This is a genomic window from Pseudomonas sp. 2995-1, from assembly GCF_002742505.1.
GTDB classification, from domain to species: domain Bacteria; phylum Pseudomonadota; class Gammaproteobacteria; order Pseudomonadales; family Pseudomonadaceae; genus Aquipseudomonas; species Aquipseudomonas sivasensis.
Window position 1 is genome coordinate 332,125 of record NZ_LJSA01000604.1, and the last position, 20,539, is coordinate 352,663.

Below are 20,539 nucleotides of genomic sequence, written 5' to 3' on the forward strand. Positions count from 1 at the left end.
GTAGCCGGAAATCAGAACTGCGATTGCAGATAATTCTCCAGCCCTACCAACTTGATCAGGCCCAACTGCTTTTCCAGCCAGTAGGTGTGATCTTCTTCGGTGTCGTTTAACTGCACACGCAGGATTTCCCGCGTGACGAAGTCACTGTGCTGCTCGCAGAGCTCGATGCCCTTGCAGAGCGCAGCACGCACCTTGTACTCAAGGCGAAGATCGGCTGCGAGCATGTCAGGTACGCTGGTGCCCACGTCCAGATCATCGGGACGCATGCGCGGCGTGCCTTCGAGCATCAGGATACGACGCATCAGCGCGTCAGCGTGCTGTGCCTCTTCTTCCATCTCGTGGTTGATACGCTCATAGAGTTCGGTAAAACCCCAGTCTTCGTACATACGCGAGTGGATGAAATATTGGTCACGAGCTGCCAGTTCGCCCGTCAGCAACGTGTTGAGGTAATCGATTACGTCGGGGTGACCTTGCATCGCCCTACATCTCCCTGCTTGAAAGTCTGTAGTTTGAACCATGATGACTCGGAGGTCACGGGACTAACGGCATAAAAGTGAAGATTTCCGGAGAAAAGTAGCGAAAATAACGCAAAAACCGCCCAAATGAGGGCGGTTCTGCTTATCGTTTAGAGTCAGTTAAGCGATACACCCAATGCCTTTGCGATTGCTTCTCCATATGCAGGGTCCGCTTTGTAAAAGTGCGCCAATTGACGCTGAACCACATCATTGGAAACCCCAGCCATTGCACCCGCGATGTTATTGGTGAGCAGGGCTTTCTGATCATCGTTCATCAGGCGGAACAGCGCCCCGGCGTGGCTGTAGTAATCAGTGTCTTCCCGATGATCGTAACGATCAGCGGCACCGCTCAGGGCCAAGGCTGGCTCGGCGTACTGCGGAGCTTGCTTAGGTGCATCGGCGTAGCTGTTTGGCTCGTAGTTAGGGGCGGCACCACCGTTGTTGCCGAAAGCCATCGACCCGTCACGCTGGTAGCTATTTACCGGGTTGCGCGGCGCATTTACCGGCAACTGCTGGTGATTGGTGCCAACACGGTAGCGGTGGGCATCAGCGTAGGCAAAAACCCGACCTTGCAGCATGCGGTCTGGGGACAGGCCAACACCTGGGACCATATTGCTCGGGCCGAATGCTGCCTGCTCAACTTCAGCAAAGTAGTTTTGCGGGTTGCGATTGAGCTCAAGCTCACCAACTTCGATCAACGGAAATTCCTTCTGCGACCAGGTTTTGGTCACGTCGAAAGGATTCTCGTAGTGAGCGTTAGCCTGGGCTTCAGTCATGATCTGGATGCAGACGCGCCATTTCGGGAAATCACCGCGCTCGATCGCACCGAACAGATCACGCTGGGCGTAATCGGGGTCGGTACCGGCCAAGCGTGCAGCATCGGCTGGAGCCAGATTCTTGATCCCCTGCTTGGTTTTGTAGTGCCATTTCACCCAGTGACGCTCACCATTAGCATTGATCAGGCTGTAAGTGTGGCTGCCAAAGCCGTGCATGTGACGGTAGCCGTCTGGAATGCCACGGTCCGAAAACAAGATGGTCACTTGGTGCAGCGCCTCAGGGGAGTGCGACCAAAAGTCCCACATCATCTGTGCGCTTTTGAGATTGCTTTGCGGCAGACGCTTCTGAGTGTGAATGAAGTCAGGGAATTTCAGCGGGTCGCGAATGAAGAACACCGGAGTGTTGTTCCCCACGATGTCCCAGTTGCCTTCCTCAGTGTAGAACTTCAAGGCAAAACCACGTGGGTCGCGCTCAGTATCAGCAGAACCACGCTCACCTCCCACAGTTGAGAAGCGCAGGAAGGTCGGGGTCTGCTTACCCACAGATTCAAACAGCTTGGCGCTTGTGTACTGAGTGATGTCTTGGGTGACTGTAAACGTTCCGTAGGCACCCGACCCTTTGGCGTGTACGCGGCGCTCAGGAATGTTTTCACGGTTGAAGTGAGCGAGCTTCTCGATCAGATGGAAATCGTCGAGCAACAGCGGGCCACGCGGGCCAGCAGAACGGGAATTCTGGTTATCTGCAACGGGAGCACCGCTGGCGGTAGTAAGGATTTTATTCTGGCTCATGCTCAATTTTCCTCAGGTCGGACTTAGAACTGCCGGCTAATCGGCTTGGGAGGATTATTGATCAGCAACATGACACGTACAAATTCATTAAATTTCACGCATCAATAGAAAATTACTAACAACAACCTCAACAGCATAGTGCCAAGCCCCTACCCCGAAAACTTGTACAAATCGCGCTTTCGTTACGCGCACAAAAAACCGGGCACTAGGCCCGGTTCTTTGTTACAGCTTGTCGTCTTACTCGGCGCTTACAGCTTCGCCGGCAGTAGCACGATCAACCAACTCAACGTACGCCATAGGGGCGTTGTCACCAGCGCGGAAACCGCACTTGAGGATGCGCAGGTAGCCACCCTCACGGGTAGCGTAACGCTTGCCCAGGTCGTTGAAGAGCTTACCAACGATAGCTTTCGAACGAGTACGGTCGAAAGCCAGACGGCGGTTAGCCAGGCTGTCTGTCTTAGCCAAAGTAATCAGCGGCTCAGCAACGCGACGCAGTTCTTTAGCTTTCGGCAGTGTAGTTTTGATCAGCTCGTGCTCGAACAGCGACACCGCCATGTTTTGAAACATGGCCTTGCGGTGCGAGCTGGTACGGCTCAGGTGACGACCACTTTTACGATGACGCATGGTTCATTCCTTACCAAACTCACGTTCGGTGATTACGACGATCAGGCAGTCGCCTTGTCGTCCTTCTTAAGACTTGCAGGCGGCCAGTTGTCGAGGCGCATGCCGAGGGACAGACCGCGGGAGGCCAGAACGTCCTTGATTTCAGTCAAGGATTTCTTGCCCAGGTTCGGAGTCTTCAACAGTTCTACTTCGGTACGCTGAATCAGGTCGCCGATGTAGTAAATGTTTTCCGCCTTAAGGCAGTTAGCCGAACGTACAGTCAGTTCCAGATCGTCAACCGGGCGAAGCAGGATCGGATCGATCTCGTCTTCCTGCTCGATTACCACTGGTTCGCTGTCACCTTTGAGGTCGACGAACGCAGCCAACTGCTGTTGCAGAATGGTTGCAGCGCGGCGGATAGCCTCTTCAGGATCCAGAGTACCGTTGGTTTCCAGATCAATAACCAGCTTGTCCAGGTTAGTACGCTGTTCGACACGGGCGTTTTCCACCACGTATGCGATACGGCGAACCGGGCTGAACGAAGAGTCGAGCTGCAAGCGACCAATGCTGCGGCTTTCGTCTTCATCGCTCTGACGCGAGTCGGCCGGTTCATAACCACGACCACGAGCTACAGTGAGCTTCATGTTCAGGGCGCCGTTAGACGCCAGGTTAGCGATTACGTGATCGGGATTAACGATCTCGACATCATGATCCAGCTGAATATCGGCAGCGGTAACCACCCCCGAACCCTTCTTCGACAAGGTCAGCGTAACTTCGTCACGGCCGTGCAGCTTGATAGCCAGACCTTTAAGGTTCAACAGGATTTCAATTACGTCTTCCTGTACACCTTCGATGGCGCTGTACTCGTGGAGCACACCGTCAATCTCGGCCTCGACTACTGCACAGCCGGGCATTGAGGACAACAGGATGCGGCGCAGCGCGTTGCCCAGGGTGTGGCCAAAACCACGCTCGAGAGGCTCGAGTGTGATCTTGGCGCGGGTTGGACTGACAACCTGCACATCAATGTGGCGGGGTGTCAGGAACTCATTTACCGAAATCTGCATGGATGCACCTATTTTCTAGCCCTTACTTGGAGTAGAGCTCGACAATCAGGCTTTCGTTGATGTCGGCGGACAGATCACTGCGAGCAGGAACGTTCTTGAAAACGCCCGACTTCTTCTCAGTGTCTACTTCTACCCATTCTACGCGGCCACGTTGGGCACACAGATCGAGAGCTTGGACAATGCGAAGTTGGTTTTTTGCTTTCTCGCGAACTGCGACCACGTCACCAGCACGAACCTGATAAGACGGAACGTTTACGGTCTGACCGTTAACGCTGATCGACTTGTGCGATACCAGCTGACGGGATTCGGCACGAGTCGAACCAAAGCCCATACGGTATACAACGTTGTCCAGACGGCATTCGAGCAGTTGCAGCAGGTTTTCACCAGTTGCACCTTTCTTGCCAGCAGCTTCTTTGTAGTAGCCGCTGAACTGACGCTCGAGAACGCCGTAGATACGACGAACCTTCTGCTTTTCACGCAGTTGGGTGCCGTAATCGGACTGGCGACCGCGGCGTTGGCCGTGGATACCAGGTGCTGCTTCAATGTTGCACTTCGATTCGATCGCGCGCACGCCGCTCTTCAGGAAGAGATCGGTGCCTTCGCGACGAGCGAGTTTGCATTTTGGACCAATGTAACGAGCCATTCTTTACAATCTCCTGGATTACACGCGGCGCTTCTTCGGCGGACGGCACCCGTTGTGCGGGATTGGCGTCACGTCGGTGATGCTGGCGATCTTATAGCCACAGCCGTTCAAAGCACGGACAGCAGACTCACGACCTGGACCTGGACCTTTGACGTTAACGTCGAGGTTTTTCAGGCCATATTCCAGCGCAGCTTGACCAGCACGTTCAGCAGCTACTTGAGCAGCAAACGGGGTGGACTTGCGGGAACCGCGGAAACCCGAACCACCGGAGGTAGCCCAAGAAAGCGCGTTACCTTGACGGTCGGTGATGGTCACGATTGTGTTGTTAAAAGATGCATGGATGTGGGCGATGCCATCAACCACTGTCTTTTTAACTTTTTTACGAGGACGAGCAGCAGGTTTTGCCATGATTAATTTCCTGTCGATTCGCGTGGGCGATTACTTGCGGATCGGCTTACGCGGACCTTTACGGGTACGCGCGTTAGTCTTGGTACGCTGACCGCGTACTGGAAGACCACGACGATGACGCAGACCACGGTAGCAACCGAGGTCCATCAAACGCTTGATTTTCATGTTGATTTCGCGACGCAGGTCACCTTCAGTGGTGAACTTCGCCACTTCGCCACGCAACAGCTCAATCTGCTCGTCGCTCAGATCCTTGATCTTAGCGGCTGGGTTTACCCCAGTGTCTGCGCAAATTTTCTGCGCAGTAGTGCGACCAACACCATAGATGTAGGTCAGCGAGATAACAGTGTGCTTGTTATCTGGAATGTTAACGCCTGCAATACGGGCCATTCAGTGGGACTCCAATTGACAGCTACCTACGCCCCGGAAGCCAAGAAATAGGGCGCGAGATAATATCGCTGTAATAACAAATAATCAACCCGGCAGCGCACTAGCTGCCGGGCTTCAAGCGGATCACACTCAGCCTTGGCGCTGTTTGTGACGCGGTTCCGCGCTGCAAATTACTCGAACAACACCTTCGCGGCGAATAATCTTGCAGTTACGGCACAGCTTTTTCACCGATGCACGAACTTTCATCACCAACTCCTCGAACCTTATGGGTACTCAGCGCAACATGCCGCTGCCGTAACCCTTCAGGTTGGCTTTCTTCATCAGGGATTCGTACTGGTGCGAAACGAGGTGCGATTGTACTTGGGACATGAAGTCCATCACAACCACGACCACGATCAGCAACGAGGTCCCGCCAAGGTAGAACGGAACGTTTGCTGCAACCACAAGGAACTGGGGCAACAGGCAGACGGCCGTCATATATAGAGCACCGAACAGGGTCAAACGAGTCAGAACGCCATCAATGTAGCGCGCAGACTGCTCACCTGGACGGATACCCGGAATAAAGGCACCGGACTTCTTCAGGTTTTCCGCTACGTCTTTCGGATTGAACATCAACGCCGTATAGAAGAAGCAGAAGAAAATAATCCCTGCACTAAACAGCAGAATATTCAACGGCTGACCAGGAGCGATCGACTGAGAGAGGTCCTGCAGCCAGCCCATATTTTCAGACTGGCCAAACCAGGTACCCAACGAAGCCGGAAACAGCAAAATGCTGCTCGCGAAAATTGCCGGAATAACACCGGCCATATTCACTTTCAGCGGCAAGTGGCTAGTCTGCGCAGCAAAGACCTTACGGCCCTGCTGACGCTTGGCGTAGTGAACAGCAATACGACGCTGGCCACGCTCAATGAACACCACAAAACCGATAATCGCTACTGCCAGCAAACCGATAGCAACTAGGGCGAAGATATTGATATCACCCTGACGTGCAGACTCGAAAGACTGCCCAATCGCTCTCGGAAGACCGGCGACGATACCTGCGAAAATCAACATCGAGATACCGTTACCAACACCGCGCTCAGTAATCTGCTCACCCAGCCACATCATGAACATCGCACCAGCCACAAAAGTGGATACCGCGACGAAATGGAAGCCAAAGTCACCAGTGAACGCAACGCCCTGCCCAGCCAGGCCAACGGACATGCCGATAGCCTGAACCAGAGCGAGGGCAACAGTGCCGTAGCGGGTGTACTGGCTAATCTTGCGACGGCCAGCTTCACCTTCCTTCTTCAACTGCTCCAGCTGCGGGCTGACGGCAGTCATCAACTGCATGATGATCGATGCCGAGATATACGGCATGATCCCCAGTGCAAAGATGCTCATCCGCTCCAGCGCGCCGCCGGAAAACATATTGAACAAGCTAAGAATGGTCCCCTCATTCTGTCGAAACAGGTCTGCGAGTCGGTCCGGGTTGATACCTGGAACCGGGATGTGTGCGCCTATTCGGTAGACGATAATCGCCAGGAACAGAAAACGCAGACGAGCCCAAAGTTCAGACATACCGCCTTTGCCGAGCGCTGAGAGAGCACCTTGCTTAGCCATTTATTCCTCGAACTTGCCGCCAGCTGCTTCGATAGCCGAACGCGCACCTTTGGTGGCGCCGATTCCCTTGCCGATAGTGACAGCGCGAGTCACTTCACCGGACAGCATGATTTTCACACGCTGTACGTTGACGTTGATCACGTTGGCATCTTTCAGGGTCTGCACAGTAACGATGTCGCCTTCCACTTTAGCCAGCTCGGACAGACGCACTTCTGCGCGATCCATAGCTTTCAGGGATACGAAACCGAACTTAGGCAGGCGACGATGCAGCGGCTGTTGACCGCCTTCAAAGCCTGGAGCAATGGTGCCACCGGAGCGGGAGGTTTGACCTTTGTGACCACGGCCACCAGTCTTACCCAAACCGCTACCGATACCACGGCCCGGACGATGCTTTTCGCGACGGGAGCCCGGCGCTGGACTCAGATCATTGAGTTTCATCGATTAACCCTCTACACGCAGCATGTAGTAAGCCTTATTGATCATCCCGCGATTCTCGGGAGTATCCTGGACTTCTACAGTGTGACCGATGCGACGCAGACCCAAACCTTTAACACACAGTTTGTGGTTAGGAATGCGGCCGGTCATGCTTTTGATCAGCGTTACTTTAACGGTAGCCATGATCAGAAGATCTCCTTGACAGTCAGACCACGCTTAGCAGCGATGGACTCAGGAGATTGCATGGCTTTCAAACCTTTGAAAGTGGCGTGAACCACGTTTACAGGGTTAGTCGAGCCGTAGCACTTGGCCAGAACGTTCTGAACACCAGCAACTTCGAGGACAGCACGCATAGCGCCGCCAGCGATGATACCGGTACCTTCAGAGGCAGGCTGCATGTACACCTTCGAAGCGCCATGGGCGGACTTCATTGCGTACTGCAGAGTGGTACCGTTCAAATCAACTTGGATCATGTTGCGACGAGCAGCTTCCATTGCCTTCTGGATCGCAGCAGGCACTTCACGTGACTTGCCACGGCCGAAGCCAACGCGCCCTTTACCATCACCTACCACGGTCAACGCAGTGAAAGTGAAGATACGGCCGCCTTTAACGGTTTTAGCTACGCGGTTAACTTGAACCAGCTTCTCAATATAGCCTTCGTCGCGCTTTTGGTCGTTATTTGACATAACTTAGAACTCCAGCCCAGCTTCACGAGCAGCATCAGCCAGCGCTTTCACGCGGCCGTGGTACTTGAAGCCAGAGCGGTCGAAAGCCACTTGCGAGACGCCCGCGGCCTTAGCACGCGTAGCGACCAGCTGGCCAACCTTAGTGGCCGCGTCGATGTTGCCAGTGGCACCATCACGCAGTTCTTTATCCAAAGTCGAGGCGCTTGCCAGGACTTGGTTGCCGTCGGCCGAGATGACCTGGGCGTAGATGTGCTGCGACGAGCGGTACACGCAGAGACGCACGACTTCGAGTTCGTGCATTTTCAGGCGTGCTTTGCGAGCGCGACGCAGTCGAGTAACTTTTTTGTCGGTCATTTGCTATGCCCTACTTCTTCTTGGCTTCTTTACGACGGACGACTTCGTCCGCGTAGCGCACACCTTTGCCTTTGTAAGGCTCTGGTGGACGGAAGTCGCGGATCTCAGCGGCCACCTGACCTACCAGCTGCTTATCAATACCCTTGATCAGGATATCGGTTTGGCTAGGGGTCTCAGCGGTGATGCCTTCCGGCAGTTCGTAATCCACTGGGTGCGAGAAGCCAAGGGCAAGGTTCAAAACCGTGCCTTTTGCTTGCGCTTTGTAACCAACACCGACCAGCTGGAGCTTGCGCTCGAAGCCTTGGCTTACGCCTTGGACCATGTTGTTTACCAACGCACGCGTGGTACCGGCCATTGCGCGAGTTTGTTGATCGCCATTGCGAGCAGCGAAACGCAGCTCACCAGCTTCTTCAACGATCTCAACGGACGAATGGATGTTCAGTTCAAGAGTGCCCTTGGCACCCTTCACCGAAAGCTGTTGGCCTGCGAATTTGACTTCGACACCGGCTGGCAGCTTAACGGGGTTCTTAGCGACGCGAGACATGCTTATCCCCCCTTAGAACACAGTGCAAAGAACTTCGCCGCCGACACCGGCAGCGCGCGCAGCACGATCCGTCATCACACCTTTGTTGGTGGAGACGATAGACACGCCAAGACCGCCACGAACTTTCGGCAGATCTTCAGCGGACTTGTACTGACGCAGGCCTGGACGGCTAACGCGCTTCACTTCCTCGATGACCGAACGGCCTTCGAAGTACTTCAGCTCGATGGACAGCAGTGGCTTGGTTTCGCTGCTGATCTGATAACCCGCAATGTAGCCTTCGTCTTTCAGGACTTTGGCAACAGCTACCTTCAACTTGGAAGATGGCATGCTTACGACGGACTTTTCAGCCATCTGGGCATTACGGATACGAGTTAGCATGTCCGCTAACGGGTCCTGCATACTCATGGGCTAGACGCTCCTAATACAAAAAAATTAGCCTTGCGGCTACATATGTCGCCGAGAATCTCCGAGCGTAAAAAACACGGGCTCAGGCGAGCCGCGTATTTTAGACACACTCCGGAAATGAAACAAGCCCCAAAAGGGGCTTGTTCCAGATTCAAGGTCACCGGCGGTCAGTATCTTGCGATGCAGACCCCCTAGACGCTGAAAGTACTTACCAGCTAGCTTTAACCAGACCTGGTACGTCACCACGCATTGCCGCTTCACGCAGTTTGTTACGGCCGAGGCCGAACTTGCGGTAAACGCCGTGTGGACGACCGGTCAGGCGGCAGCGGTTACGCATGCGCGAAGCGCTTGCGTCACGTGGCTGCTTCTGCAAAGCAACTGTAGCTTCCCAACGCGCTTCTGGACTTGCGTTCAGATCAACGATGATTGCTTTCAGTGCTGCACGCTTCTTGGCGTACTTGGCAACCGTGAGCTGACGCTTCAGCTCGCGGTTTTTCATGCTCATCTTGGCCATGGTCCTACTCCAATCAGTTGCGGAACGGGAATTTGAAAGCACGCAACAGAGCGCGACCCTCATCATCGTTCTTGGCAGTGGTGGTCAGGGTGATGTCCAGACCGCGGAGAGCATCGATCTTGTCGTAGTCGATTTCCGGGAAGATGATCTGCTCTTTCACGCCCATGCTGTAGTTACCACGACCATCGAAGGACTTGGCATTCAGGCCGCGGAAGTCGCGAACCCGAGGCAGGGAGATCGACAGCAGACGATCCAGGAATTCGTACATACGCTCACGGCGCAGAGTCACTTTGACGCCGATCGGCCAACCTTCACGGACTTTAAAGCCAGCGATGGATTTCCGAGCGTAAGTCACAACGACTTTTTGTCCGGTGATCTTTTCCAGATCAGCAACAGCGTGCTCGATGACTTTTTTGTCACCGACCGCTTCGCCCAAACCCATGTTCAGGGTGATTTTGGTAACGCGTGGAACTTCCATCACGTTCGAGAGCTTAAGTTCTTCCTTAAGCTTCGGTGCGATTTCTTTCCAGTAAATCTCTTTTAGTCGTGCCATGGTCTTCTACCTAGCAGTGTTCAAGCATCAACCGCTTTTTGGGTCGACTTGAAGACACGAATTTTCTTGCCATCTTCTACTTTAAAACCAACGCGGTCAGCCTTGTTGGTTTCGCCGTTGAAAATGGCGACGTTAGAAGCGTCCAGAGGAGCTTCTTTTTCGACGATACCGCCCTGCACGCCCGACATAGGGTTAGGCTTGGTATGGCGCTTAACCAGGTTCAGACCACCAATAACCAGACGGTTATTAGCGAGAACCTTAAGAACCTTACCGCGCTTACCTTTGTCTTTGCCGGCGATCACGATGATCTCGTCGTCACGACGAATCTTTTGCATGTCGGATCTCCTTACAGCACTTCTGGGGCGAGCGAGACGATCTTCATGAACTTCTCAGTACGAAGTTCACGCGTCACTGGCCCAAAGATACGGGTGCCGATCGGCTCTTGCTTGTTGTTCAGAAGAACAGCAGCGTTGCCATCAAAGCGGATAATAGAGCCGTCTGCACGGCGTACACCGTGACGAGTGCGGACTACAACAGCAGTCATCACTTGGCCTTTTTTCACCTTACCGCGAGGAATTGCTTCCTTCACGGTAACTTTGATGATGTCACCGATACCAGCGTAACGACGATGGGAGCCACCCAGCACCTTGATGCACATAACACGGCGAGCGCCGCTGTTATCGGCCACATCGAGCATGGATTGAGTCTGAATCATATAATTTCTCCGACCCCTAGTCCTTAGACTTCCACAGCGCGTTCGAGAACATCAACCAGCGCCCAAGACTTGGTCTTGGCCAGCGGACGAGTTTCACGAATAGTGACCTTGTCGCCGATGTGGCACTGATTGGTTTCGTCGTGCGCGTGCAGCTTAGTCGAACGCTTAACATATTTACCGTAGATCGGGTGCTTAACGCGACGCTCGATCAAAACGGTGATGGTTTTGTCCATCTTGTCGCTGACAACACGGCCAGTCAGCGTACGGACAGTCTTTTCGGCTTCAGCCATGATCACTTACCTGCCTGCTGGTTGAGCACAGTCTTCACGCGAGCAATGTCACGCTTAACTTGCGAGAGCAGATGAGACTGCCCCAACTGGCCAGTTGCTTTCTGCATACGCAGATTGAACTGGTCGCGCAGCAGGCCGAGCAGTTGCTCGTTCAGCTGCTGTGCGGATTTTTCACGAAGTTCATTCGCTTTCATCACATCACCGTCCGTTTAACAAAGGCGGTGGCGAGCGGCAGCTTTGCAGCAGCCAGGGCAAAAGCCTCACGCGCCAGCTCTTCAGTTACACCCTCGATTTCATACAGGACTTTGCCTGGCTGAATCTGGGCTACCCAGTATTCCACGTTACCCTTACCTTTACCCATCCGAACTTCGAGGGGCTTTTTGGAGATCGGCTTGTCCGGGAATACACGGATCCAGATCTTGCCGCCACGTTTAACGTGACGGGTCAGTGCACGACGCGCTGACTCGATCTGACGAGCGGTGAGACGACCACGAGCTACAGACTTCAGCGCGAACTCGCCGAAGCTGACTTTGCTACCGCGCTGAGCCAGACCACGGTTGTGGCCTGTCATCTGCTTGCGGAACTTCGTACGCTTTGGTTGCAACATTTGGCGTACCCCTTACTTAGCAGCTTTTTTACGAGGCGCTGGTGCTTGTGGTTTCAGTTCTTCTTGGCGACCACCAATTACTTCGCCTTTGAAGATCCAAACCTTTACACCGATCACACCATAAGTGGTGTGAGCTTCGTAGTTGGCATAGTCGATGTCGGCACGCAGGGTGTGCAGTGGCACACGACCTTCGCGATACCATTCAGTACGTGCGATTTCAGCACCGCCGAGACGACCGCTCACTTGGATTTTGATGCCTTTGGCACCAATGCGCATGGCGTTCTGTACGGCGCGCTTCATAGCGCGACGGAACATTACGCGACGCTCCAGCTGCTGAGCTACGCTCTGCGCAACCAGCATACCGTCGAGCTCCGGCTTACGGATCTCTTCGATATTGATGTGCACAGGCACACCCATTTGCTTGGTCAGGTCCTGACGCAGTTTCTCAACATCTTCACCTTTCTTCCCGATAACGATACCTGGACGAGCGGTGTGGATGGTGATACGTGCAGTTTGTGCCGGACGATGGATATCGATACGGCTTACGGACGCGCTTTTTAGTTTGTCTTGGAGATACTCACGCACCTTCAGATCAGCGAACAAATAGTCCGCATAAGTCCGACCGTCTGCGTACCAGACGGAGGTGTGCTCCTTGACGATTCCCAGGCGAATGCCAATGGGATGTACTTTCTGACCCATCTCTTCGACTCCGTTACTTGTCAGCAACCTTGACAGTGATATGGCAAGACCGCTTGACGATGCGATCAGCACGGCCTTTGGCACGTGGCATGATGCGCTTCAGCGAACGCCCTTCGTTGACGAAAACGGTGCTGACCTTCAGGTCATCAACGTCTGCGCCTTCGTTATGCTCGGCGTTGGCTACGGCCGACTCCAGCACTTTCTTCATGATCTCGGCGGCTTTCTTACTGCTGAAAGCCAACAGGTTGAGCGCTTCGCCCACCTTCTTCCCGCGGATCTGGTCGGCGACCAAGCGGGCTTTCTGGGCGGAGATTCGAGCGCCCGACAACTTAGCGGCTACTTCCATTTCCTAACCCCTTAACGCTTGGCTTTCTTGTCTGCCACGTGCCCACGATAAGTGCGGGTACCGGCAAACTCGCCTAGTTTGTGGCCGACCATGTCTTCGTTCACGAGAACTGGGACGTGCAAGCGACCGTTGTGTACAGCGATGGTCAGACCGACCATTTGTGGCAGGATCATCGAACGACGCGACCAGGTTTTCACCGGCTTGCGATCGTTCTTTTCCGCCGCCACTTCGATCTTCTTCAGTAGGTGAAGATCAATAAAAGGACCTTTTTTCAGAGAACGTGGCACTGTCGTATCCCTCTATTTACTTGCGACGACGGACGATCATTTTGTCGGTACGCTTATTACCACGAGTCTTCGCGCCCTTAGTCGGGAAGCCCCATGGCGATACCGGATGACGACCACCAGAGGTACGACCTTCACCACCACCGTGTGGGTGGTCAACCGGGTTCATGGCAACACCACGAACGGTTGGGCGAACGCCACGCCAGCGCTTGGCACCAGCTTTACCCAGCGAACGCAGGCTGTGCTCGGAGTTCGAGACTTCACCTAGGGTCGCGCGGCATTCAGCCAGAACTTTACGCATCTCACCAGAACGCAGACGCAGGGTCACGTAGACACCTTCACGAGCGATCAGCTGAGCCGAAGCACCAGCGGAACGAGCGATTTGCGCGCCTTTACCTGGCTTCAATTCGATGCCGTGTACGGTGCTACCAACTGGAATGTTACGCAGCTGCAGAGCGTTGCCCGGCTTGATCGGCGCCAAGGCACCTGCGATCAGCTGGTCGCCAGCACTCACACCTTTAGGTGCGATGATGTAGCGACGCTCGCCATCTGCGTACAGCAGCAGAGCGATGTGAGCAGTACGGTTTGGATCGTATTCGATACGCTCAACAGTGGCAGTGATGCCATCTTTGTCGTTGCGACGGAAGTCGACCAAACGATAATGCTGCTTATGGCCACCACCGATGTGACGAGTGGTAATACGACCATTGTTGTTACGACCACCAGTCTTCGATTTTTTCTCGAGCAGCGGTGCGTGAGGAGCGCCTTTATGCAGCTCCTGGTTGACCACCTTGACCACAAAACGGCGGCCAGGGGAAGTCGGTTTGCATTTAACGATTGCCATGATGCACCCCTTCCTTACTCAGCACTGCTGCTGAAATCGAGATCTTGGCCTGGCTGAAGGGAGATAACTGCCTTCTTCCAGTCATTACGCTTGCCCAGACCGCGAGCAGTGCGCTTGCTCTTACCCAGAACATTCAGGGTAGTAACACGCTCTACTTTCACGCTGAACAGGCTTTCGACGGCCTTCTTGATTTCCAGCTTGGTTGCGTCAGTTGCAACCTTGAAAACGAACTGGCCTTTCTTGTCAGCCAGAACCGTAGCCTTTTCGGAAACGTGCGGGCCAAGCAGAACTTTAAATACGCGTTCCTGGTTCATCCCAGCAGCTCCTCGAATTTCTTCACGGCCGACACGGTGATCAACACCTTGTCGTATGCGATCAGACTAACTGGATCGGAACCTTGCACGTCACGTACATCAACGTGTGGCAGGTTGCGAGCAGCCAGGTACAGGTTCTGATCAACAGCTTCAGACACGATCAAAACATCGGTCAGACTCATGTTGTTCAGTTTGCCCAGCAGATCTTTGGTTTTTGGACTTTCAACAGCGAAGTCCTGAACCACGACCAGACGATCAGTACGCACGAGTTCAGCAAGGATGGAGCGCAGAGCTGCGCGGTACATCTTCTTGTTGAGCTTCTGAGTGTGATCCTGTGGACGAGCTGCGAAAGTGGTACCGCCGCCACGCCAGATTGGGCTACGGATAGTACCGGCACGAGCACGGCCAGTGCCTTTCTGACGCCATGGGCGCTTACCGCCACCACGAACGTCGGAACGGGTCTTTTGCTGCTTGCTACCCTGACGGCCGCCGGCCATGTAGGCCACGACTGCTTGGTGAACGAGCGTCTCGTTGAATTCGCCGCCAAATGTCAGTTCGGAAACTTCGATCGCTTGAGCGTCATTTACATTTAATTGCATGTCAGCTTCCCCTTAACCGCGAGCCTTGGCCGCTGGACGTACAACCAGGTTGCCGCCAGTAGCGCCAGGAACAGCACCCTTGACCAACAACAGATTGCGTTCAGCGTCGACGCGCACTACTTCGAGGGACTGCACGGTCACGCGCTCAGCGCCCATATGACCGGACATTTTTTTGCCCTTGAATACACGACCAGGAGTCTGGCACTGGCCAATAGAGCCCGGGACGCGGTGGGAGACGGAGTTACCGTGAGTGTTATCTTGACCACGGAAATTCCAACGCTTGATCGTACCCTGGAAGCCTTTACCTTTGGACTGACCGGTTACATCAACCAGTTGACCAGCGGCAAAGATTTCAGCGTTGATCAGATCGCCAGCCTGGTAGTCGCCATCTTCAAGACGGAACTCCATAACAGTGCGACCAGCTGCAACGTTTGCTTTAGCGAAGTGACCTGCTTGAGCAGCAGTCACGCGCGAAGCACGACGCTCGCCGACAGTGACTTGCACTGCACGATAGCCATCGGTCTCTTCAGTTTTGAACTGGGTGACGCGATTCGGCTCGATCTCAATGACCGTAACCGGAATGGAGACACCTTCTTCGGTGAAAATACGGGTCATACCGCATTTACGACCGACTACACCAATAGTCATGTTGTAAACCTCATGAGTGTACGGGGCTTTCACCCGCTATGGCCGCCCATTTCAGAGCGTTACACGACTAAGACCCGAGTCTTAGCCGAGGCTGATCTGAACTTCCACACCGGCCGCCAGATCAAGCTTCATAAGTGCATCAACGGTTTTATCCGTTGGCTGGACGATGTCCAGTACGCGCTTATGAGTACGGATCTCGTACTGGTCACGCGCGTCTTTGTTGACGTGCGGGGAGACCAGAACGGTGAACCGCTCTTTACGGGTAGGCAGTGGAATTGGACCACGCACTTGAGCACCAGTACGTTTCGCGGTTTCCACGATTTCCTGGGTGGATTGGTCGATCAGGCGATGGTCAAAAGCCTTCAACCTGATACGGATTTGCTGATTTTGCATTGGATTTCAGACTCCGGCTGCTATTCCCACCGAGCGCAATACGCCCGTTAAAAGGAGGCGCAATTCTATAGACGGCCCAGATGGGTGTCAACCCAATAAAAAAGGCCCCCGCTAAGCGGGGGCCTCCTCAAAACATCAGAGCTATCTCAGAAGAGATAATTACTCGATGATTTTAGCTACAACGCCAGCACCAACGGTACGGCCGCCTTCACGGATTGCGAAGCGCAGACCGTCTTCCATAGCGATGGTTTTGATCAGGGTGACAACCATTTTAATGTTGTCGCCTGGCATTACCATTTCTACGCCTTCCGGCAGTTCGCAGTTACCAGTAACGTCGGTAGTACGGAAGTAGAACTGTGGACGGTAGCCTTTGAAGAACGGAGTGTGACGACCGCCCTCTTCTTTGCTCAGCACGTACACTTCAGCTTCGAACTTGGTGTGCGGCTTAACCGAACCCGGCTTAACCAGAACCTGGCCACGCTCAACGTCGTCACGCTTGGTACCACGCAGCAGAACGCCGCAGTTCTCGCCAGCACGACCTTCGTCGAGCAGCTTACGGAACATTTCAACACCGGTGCAGGTGGTGACGGTAGTGTCACGCAGACCAACGATTTCCAGTGGATCTTGAACCTTAACGATACCGCGCTCGATACGACCAGTCACAACAGTACCACGACCGGAGATCGAGAATACGTCTTCGATTGGCATCAGGAACGGCTTGTCGATAACACGAACTGGATCTGGGATGTAGCTGTCCAGAGTCTCAACCAGCTTACGAACGGACGTGGTGCCCATTTCGTTGTCGTCTTTGCCTTCCAGAGCCATACGAGCAGAACCGATGATGATCGGAGTGTCGTCACCTGGGAAGTCGTAAGTGCTCAGCAGATCGCGCACTTCCATCTCAACCAGTTCCAGCAGCTCAGCGTCGTCTACCAGGTCAGCCTTGTTCAGGTAAACCACGATGTACGGAACGCCAACCTGACGGGACAGCAGGATGTGCTCACGGGTTTGCGGCATCGGACCATCAGCGGCCGAGCAAACCAGGATTGCACCGTCCATCTGAGCAGCACCGGTGATCATATTCTTCACATAGTCAGCGTGACCTGGGCAGTCAACGTGAGCGTAGTGACGGATCAGCGAGTTGTATTCAACGTGCGCGGTGTTGATGGTGATACCACGAGCTTTTTCTTCTGGTGCGCTGTCGATTTTATCGAAATCAACGATTGCGGAACCGAACACTTCGGAGCAAACGCGAGTCAGAGCAGCAGTCAGAGTGGTTTTACCGTGGTCAACGTGACCGATGGTGCCAACGTTGACGTGCGGTAGGGAACGATCAAATTTTTCTTTAGCCACGACAATTAACTCCTTGCCTAAAGGACTGAATCAGCCTTGTTTTTTGGATACAGTTTCAGCGATGTGCGCCGGAGCTGTGTTGTATTTTTTGAATTCCATAGAGTAGCTTGCGCGACCCTGGGACATGGAGCGAACGTCGGTCGCATAACCGAACATCTCACCCAACGGAACCTCGGCGCGAATCACTTTGCCGGAAACCGTGTCTTCCATACCCAAGATCATGCCGCGACGACGGTTAAGGTCGCCCATGACATCACCCATATAGTCTTCAGGTGTAACAACTTCTACCGCCATGATTGGCTCAAGCAACTCACCACCGCCCTTTTGGGCCAGTTGCTTGGTTGCCATGGAAGCAGCCACCTTAAACGCCATCTCGTTGGAGTCGACGTCGTGGTAAGAACCGTCAAAAACGGTTGCTTTCAGGCCGATCAGCGGATAGCCGGCAACAACACCGTTCTTCATCTGCTCTTCGATACCCTTCTGGATAGCAGGGATGTATTCCTTAGGAACAACACCACCCACTACTTCGTTCACGAATTGCAGACCTTCCTGACCTTCGTCAGCAGGAGCAAAACGGATCCAGCAGTGACCGAACTGACCACGACCGCCGGACTGACGAACGAACTTGCCTTCGATTTCACAGTTTTTCGTGATGCGCTCACGATAGGAAACCTGAGGCTTACCAATGTTGGCTTCGACGTTAAACTCACGGCGCATCCGGTCAACCAGGATGTCCAGGTGCAGCTCGCCCATGCCAGAGATGATCGTTTGACCAGTCTCTTCATCAGTCTTAACGCGGAAAGATGGATCTTCCTGAGCAAGCTTGCCCAAAGCGATACCCATTTTTTCCTGGTCATCCTTGGTCTTAGGCTCTACGGCAACCGAAATAACCGGCTCCGGGAAATCCATGCGAACCAGGATGATTGGCTTAGCAGCGTCGCACAAAGTCTCACCAGTGGTGACATCCTTCATGCCGATCAGGGCCGCGATGTCACCAGCGCGCACTTCCTTGATCTCTTCACGGGCGTTTGCGTGCATTTGCACCATACGACCCACGCGCTCTTTCTTACCTTTAACCGAGTTGATCACACCGTCGCCGGATGCCAACACGCCCGAGTAAACGCGGACGAAAGTCAAGGTACCCACGAATGGGTCGGTAGCGATCTTGAACGCCAGGGCCGAGAACGGCTCGCTGTCGTCTGCATGACGCTCCATTTCCTCTTCCTCGTTATCAGGGTTGGTACCCTTGATAGCAGGAATGTCGGTTGGAGCAGGCAGGTAGTCGATCACAGCATCGAGAACCAGGGGAACACCCTTGTTCTTGAACGAGGAACCGCAAACAGCCAAGACGATCTCACCAGCGATAGTACGCTGACGCAGAGCGGCCTTGATTTCCACGTTGGTGAGTTCTTCACCTTCGAGGTATTTGTTCATCAGCTCTTCGCTGGCTTCGGCAGCAGCCTCAACCATGTTGTTGCGCCACTCGTCAGCCAGTTCCTGCAGTTCAGCAGGGATAGGCTTACGAACAGGAACCATACCTTTGTCGGAATCATTCCAGTAGACCGCTTCCATGTTGATCAGATCGATCTGACCCTGGAAGTTGTCCTCGGAACCGATAGCCAGTTGGATTGGCACCGGAGTGTGACCCAGACGCTGCTTGATCTGACCGATCACGCGCAGGAAGTTGGCACCAGCACGGTCCATCTTGTTTACGTAAACAAGACGTGGAACGCCGTATTTGTTGGCTTGACGCCATACGGTTTCCGACTGAGGCTCAACACCCGAAGTACCACAGAACACAACGACAGCGCCATCGAGTACGCGCAGGGAACGTTCAACTTCAATGGTAAAGTCTACGTGACCCGGGGTATCGATTACGTTGAAGCGATGCTCGTCTTTGTACTGCTTCTCAGAACCTTTCCAGAAGGCGGTAATAGCAGCAGAAGTAATGGTAATACCACGCTCCTGCTCCTGAACCATCCAGTCTGTGGTCGCGGCGCCATCATGCACCTCGCCCATTTTGTGACTTTTGCCGGTGTAAAACAGTACGCGCTCGGTGGTGGTGGTTTTACCAGCATCCACGTGAGCAACGATACCGATGTTACGGTAGCGGCTAATCGGAGTAGTACGAGCCATAAAGCCCTCGCAAAATTAGTGAAGCTAAGATTAGAAGCGGTAGTGCGAGAAAGCTTTGTTAGCTTCAGCCATACGGTGCACGTCTTCACGCTTCTTAACAGCAGCACCTTTACCTTCAGCAGCGTCCAACAGTTCGCCAGCCAAACGCAGAGCCATAGACTTCTCGCCACGCTTACGGGCGAAGTCTACCAACCAGCGCATTGCCAGGGCGTTACGACGGGACGGACGAACTTCAACCGGAACCTGATAAGTAGCGCCGCCTACACGGCGCGACTTCACTTCGACCAGCGGAGCGATGGCGTCGAGAGCTTTCTCGAAGATTTCCAGGGGGTCGCTGTTCTTGCGTTCTTTAACCTTTTCCAGCGCGCCATAAACGATACGCTCGGCAACGGCTTTCTTGCCGCTTTCCATCACGTGGTTCATGAACTTGGCCAGAATTTGGCTTCCGTATTTTGGATCGTCAAGCACTTCGCGCTTGGCTGCTACGCGTCTTCTTGGCATGGATAAGCCCTCAAACGGTCTTCAGGTTCGCTCGGAATCAGTGCCCTTTCGGGACGCCTCCGACCTTACTCTTATCGACTCAGAAAATAAGATGGTTCAGTTTTACAAAAAGCCGCTACTACTTAGGCTTCTTGGTACCGTACTTCGAACGACCCTGGTTACGACCTTTAACGCCGGAAGTATCCAAGGAGCCACGTACGGTGTGATAACGAACACCTGGCAAGTCTTTTACACGACCGCCACGAATCAGCACCACGCTGTGCTCTTGCAGGTTGTGGCCTTCACCGCCGATGTACGAGGAAACCTCGAAACCGTTGGTCAGACGCACACGGCACACTTTACGCAGTGCCGAGTTAGGTTTTTTCGGCGTAGTGGTATACACGCGAGTGCATACGCCACGACGTTGCGGGCAGTTCTGCAGCGCAGGCACGTCGGATTTCTCGACGATACGCTTACGCGGCTGACGTACCAGCTGGTTGATAGTTGCCATCTACTAGCTCCACTGTTGTCTTGCGACGCTATTGTCTTGCAA

General features: G+C 53.9%; 34 protein-coding genes. All 34 read right to left on the reverse strand.

Annotated elements, in window-relative coordinates:
* Nucleotides 1-11 precede the first annotated feature (11 nt).
* The 34 genes from bfr to rpsL all read right to left on the reverse strand — a co-directional run bounded on the left by bfr (nucleotide 12) and on the right by rpsL (nucleotide 20,497).
* Nucleotides 12-476, reverse strand: coding sequence for a bacterioferritin (bfr, locus tag AOA61_RS29815; protein WP_032884537.1), 465 nt, complete (start codon nucleotides 474-476; stop codon nucleotides 12-14).
* 155 nt (nucleotides 477-631) lie between these two features.
* Entirely contained in the window at nucleotides 632-2,080 is a 1,449-nt protein-coding gene (locus AOA61_RS29820) for a catalase (RefSeq protein ID WP_099603301.1), read from the reverse strand.
* A gap of 237 nt (nucleotides 2,081-2,317) precedes the next feature.
* Complete coding sequence (rplQ, locus tag AOA61_RS29825) at nucleotides 2,318-2,704, reverse strand: 50S ribosomal protein L17 (protein ID WP_003176402.1); 387 nt, start codon at nucleotides 2,702-2,704, stop codon at nucleotides 2,318-2,320.
* 41 nt (nucleotides 2,705-2,745) lie between these two features.
* Nucleotides 2,746-3,747 carry a DNA-directed RNA polymerase subunit alpha gene (rpoA, locus tag AOA61_RS29830; protein WP_003176403.1) on the reverse strand — a complete coding sequence of 334 codons (1,002 nt, stop codon included), beginning with the start codon at nucleotides 3,745-3,747 and terminating at the stop codon, nucleotides 2,746-2,748.
* Nucleotides 3,748-3,769: 22 nt separating this feature from the next.
* Complete coding sequence (rpsD, locus tag AOA61_RS29835) at nucleotides 3,770-4,390, reverse strand: 30S ribosomal protein S4 (protein ID WP_003176404.1); 621 nt, start codon at nucleotides 4,388-4,390, stop codon at nucleotides 3,770-3,772.
* Nucleotides 4,391-4,408: 18 nt separating this feature from the next.
* A complete protein-coding gene (rpsK, locus tag AOA61_RS29840) occupies nucleotides 4,409-4,798 on the reverse strand; it encodes a 30S ribosomal protein S11 (protein WP_002555466.1) in 390 nt (129 codons plus the stop codon).
* 30 nt (nucleotides 4,799-4,828) lie between these two features.
* Nucleotides 4,829-5,185 carry a 30S ribosomal protein S13 gene (rpsM, locus tag AOA61_RS29845; protein ID WP_003210063.1) on the reverse strand — a complete coding sequence of 119 codons (357 nt, stop codon included), beginning with the start codon at nucleotides 5,183-5,185 and terminating at the stop codon, nucleotides 4,829-4,831.
* A 129-nt stretch (nucleotides 5,186-5,314) separates the two neighbouring features.
* Entirely contained in the window at nucleotides 5,315-5,431 is a 117-nt protein-coding gene (gene rpmJ / locus AOA61_RS29850) for a 50S ribosomal protein L36 (RefSeq protein WP_002555468.1), read from the reverse strand.
* A 27-nt stretch (nucleotides 5,432-5,458) separates the two neighbouring features.
* Nucleotides 5,459-6,787: a preprotein translocase subunit SecY gene (gene secY, locus AOA61_RS29855; protein ID WP_017736663.1), complete on the reverse strand. Its 1,329-nt coding sequence runs from the start codon at nucleotides 6,785-6,787 to the stop codon at nucleotides 5,459-5,461.
* Entirely contained in the window at nucleotides 6,788-7,225 is a 438-nt protein-coding gene (gene rplO, locus AOA61_RS29860; RefSeq protein ID WP_003176407.1) for a 50S ribosomal protein L15, read from the reverse strand. It abuts the gene before it with no gap.
* Between the two features lie 3 nt (nucleotides 7,226-7,228).
* Nucleotides 7,229-7,405, reverse strand: a complete 177-nt coding sequence (gene rpmD / locus AOA61_RS29865; protein WP_003176408.1) for a 50S ribosomal protein L30 — start codon at nucleotides 7,403-7,405, stop codon at nucleotides 7,229-7,231.
* Nucleotides 7,406-7,407: 2 nt separating this feature from the next.
* On the reverse strand, nucleotides 7,408-7,908 hold the full coding sequence (gene rpsE, locus AOA61_RS29870; RefSeq protein WP_003176409.1) for a 30S ribosomal protein S5: 501 nt from the start codon (nucleotides 7,906-7,908) through the stop codon (nucleotides 7,408-7,410).
* A gap of 3 nt (nucleotides 7,909-7,911) precedes the next feature.
* Nucleotides 7,912-8,262, reverse strand: a complete 351-nt coding sequence (gene rplR, locus AOA61_RS29875; protein WP_003176410.1) for a 50S ribosomal protein L18 — start codon at nucleotides 8,260-8,262, stop codon at nucleotides 7,912-7,914.
* 10 nt (nucleotides 8,263-8,272) lie between these two features.
* The gene (rplF, locus tag AOA61_RS29880) at nucleotides 8,273-8,806 is read right to left on the reverse strand and encodes a 50S ribosomal protein L6 (protein WP_003176412.1); all 534 of its coding nucleotides are present in this window, start codon (nucleotides 8,804-8,806) and stop codon (nucleotides 8,273-8,275) included.
* 12 nt (nucleotides 8,807-8,818) lie between these two features.
* A complete protein-coding gene (rpsH, locus tag AOA61_RS29885; RefSeq protein ID WP_010566853.1) occupies nucleotides 8,819-9,211 on the reverse strand; it encodes a 30S ribosomal protein S8 in 393 nt (130 codons plus the stop codon).
* A 208-nt stretch (nucleotides 9,212-9,419) separates the two neighbouring features.
* Nucleotides 9,420-9,725: a 30S ribosomal protein S14 gene (gene rpsN / locus AOA61_RS29890; RefSeq protein WP_003176414.1), complete on the reverse strand. Its 306-nt coding sequence runs from the start codon at nucleotides 9,723-9,725 to the stop codon at nucleotides 9,420-9,422.
* 13 nt (nucleotides 9,726-9,738) lie between these two features.
* Nucleotides 9,739-10,278, reverse strand: a complete 540-nt coding sequence (gene rplE, locus AOA61_RS29895) for a 50S ribosomal protein L5 (protein WP_003176415.1) — start codon at nucleotides 10,276-10,278, stop codon at nucleotides 9,739-9,741.
* 20 nt (nucleotides 10,279-10,298) lie between these two features.
* Complete coding sequence (rplX, locus tag AOA61_RS29900; protein WP_003176416.1) at nucleotides 10,299-10,613, reverse strand: 50S ribosomal protein L24; 315 nt, start codon at nucleotides 10,611-10,613, stop codon at nucleotides 10,299-10,301.
* A gap of 11 nt (nucleotides 10,614-10,624) precedes the next feature.
* A complete protein-coding gene (rplN, locus tag AOA61_RS29905) occupies nucleotides 10,625-10,993 on the reverse strand; it encodes a 50S ribosomal protein L14 (RefSeq protein WP_002555479.1) in 369 nt (122 codons plus the stop codon).
* A gap of 23 nt (nucleotides 10,994-11,016) precedes the next feature.
* Complete coding sequence (rpsQ, locus tag AOA61_RS29910; protein WP_003176419.1) at nucleotides 11,017-11,283, reverse strand: 30S ribosomal protein S17; 267 nt, start codon at nucleotides 11,281-11,283, stop codon at nucleotides 11,017-11,019.
* 2 nt (nucleotides 11,284-11,285) lie between these two features.
* Entirely contained in the window at nucleotides 11,286-11,477 is a 192-nt protein-coding gene (rpmC, locus tag AOA61_RS29915; protein WP_002555481.1) for a 50S ribosomal protein L29, read from the reverse strand.
* A complete protein-coding gene (gene rplP, locus AOA61_RS29920) occupies nucleotides 11,477-11,890 on the reverse strand; it encodes a 50S ribosomal protein L16 (RefSeq protein ID WP_003232424.1) in 414 nt (137 codons plus the stop codon). The genes rpmC and rplP overlap by 1 nt, the downstream gene beginning before the upstream one ends.
* A 12-nt stretch (nucleotides 11,891-11,902) precedes the next feature.
* On the reverse strand, nucleotides 11,903-12,589 hold the full coding sequence (gene rpsC, locus AOA61_RS29925) for a 30S ribosomal protein S3 (protein WP_003176422.1): 687 nt from the start codon (nucleotides 12,587-12,589) through the stop codon (nucleotides 11,903-11,905).
* A gap of 13 nt (nucleotides 12,590-12,602) precedes the next feature.
* Complete coding sequence (rplV, locus tag AOA61_RS29930) at nucleotides 12,603-12,935, reverse strand: 50S ribosomal protein L22 (RefSeq protein ID WP_003103908.1); 333 nt, start codon at nucleotides 12,933-12,935, stop codon at nucleotides 12,603-12,605.
* Between the two features lie 11 nt (nucleotides 12,936-12,946).
* Complete coding sequence (rpsS, locus tag AOA61_RS29935) at nucleotides 12,947-13,222, reverse strand: 30S ribosomal protein S19 (RefSeq protein ID WP_003232420.1); 276 nt, start codon at nucleotides 13,220-13,222, stop codon at nucleotides 12,947-12,949.
* A gap of 16 nt (nucleotides 13,223-13,238) precedes the next feature.
* Nucleotides 13,239-14,063, reverse strand: a complete 825-nt coding sequence (gene rplB / locus AOA61_RS29940) for a 50S ribosomal protein L2 (protein WP_032884535.1) — start codon at nucleotides 14,061-14,063, stop codon at nucleotides 13,239-13,241.
* A 14-nt stretch (nucleotides 14,064-14,077) separates the two neighbouring features.
* A complete protein-coding gene (rplW, locus tag AOA61_RS29945; protein WP_002555488.1) occupies nucleotides 14,078-14,377 on the reverse strand; it encodes a 50S ribosomal protein L23 in 300 nt (99 codons plus the stop codon).
* Nucleotides 14,374-14,976, reverse strand: coding sequence for a 50S ribosomal protein L4 (rplD, locus tag AOA61_RS29950; protein WP_017135963.1), 603 nt, complete (start codon nucleotides 14,974-14,976; stop codon nucleotides 14,374-14,376). Before rplD ends, rplW begins: the two co-directional genes overlap by 4 nt.
* A gap of 12 nt (nucleotides 14,977-14,988) precedes the next feature.
* Nucleotides 14,989-15,624: a 50S ribosomal protein L3 gene (rplC, locus tag AOA61_RS29955; protein ID WP_003194649.1), complete on the reverse strand. Its 636-nt coding sequence runs from the start codon at nucleotides 15,622-15,624 to the stop codon at nucleotides 14,989-14,991.
* A gap of 81 nt (nucleotides 15,625-15,705) precedes the next feature.
* Nucleotides 15,706-16,017, reverse strand: coding sequence for a 30S ribosomal protein S10 (gene rpsJ, locus AOA61_RS29960; RefSeq protein WP_003186070.1), 312 nt, complete (start codon nucleotides 16,015-16,017; stop codon nucleotides 15,706-15,708).
* A gap of 159 nt (nucleotides 16,018-16,176) precedes the next feature.
* Nucleotides 16,177-17,370 carry an elongation factor Tu gene (tuf, locus tag AOA61_RS29965; RefSeq protein WP_003176426.1) on the reverse strand — a complete coding sequence of 398 codons (1,194 nt, stop codon included), beginning with the start codon at nucleotides 17,368-17,370 and terminating at the stop codon, nucleotides 16,177-16,179.
* Between the two features lie 30 nt (nucleotides 17,371-17,400).
* On the reverse strand, nucleotides 17,401-19,506 hold the full coding sequence (gene fusA, locus AOA61_RS29970) for an elongation factor G (RefSeq protein WP_010206921.1): 2,106 nt from the start codon (nucleotides 19,504-19,506) through the stop codon (nucleotides 17,401-17,403).
* A gap of 30 nt (nucleotides 19,507-19,536) precedes the next feature.
* Nucleotides 19,537-20,007: a 30S ribosomal protein S7 gene (gene rpsG, locus AOA61_RS29975; RefSeq protein ID WP_002555493.1), complete on the reverse strand. Its 471-nt coding sequence runs from the start codon at nucleotides 20,005-20,007 to the stop codon at nucleotides 19,537-19,539.
* Nucleotides 20,008-20,125: 118 nt separating this feature from the next.
* Nucleotides 20,126-20,497 (reverse strand): 30S ribosomal protein S12, encoded by a 372-nt coding sequence (rpsL, locus tag AOA61_RS29980; RefSeq protein WP_002555494.1) that lies wholly within the window; start codon nucleotides 20,495-20,497, stop codon nucleotides 20,126-20,128.
* Between the last annotated feature and the right edge of the window lie 42 nt (nucleotides 20,498-20,539).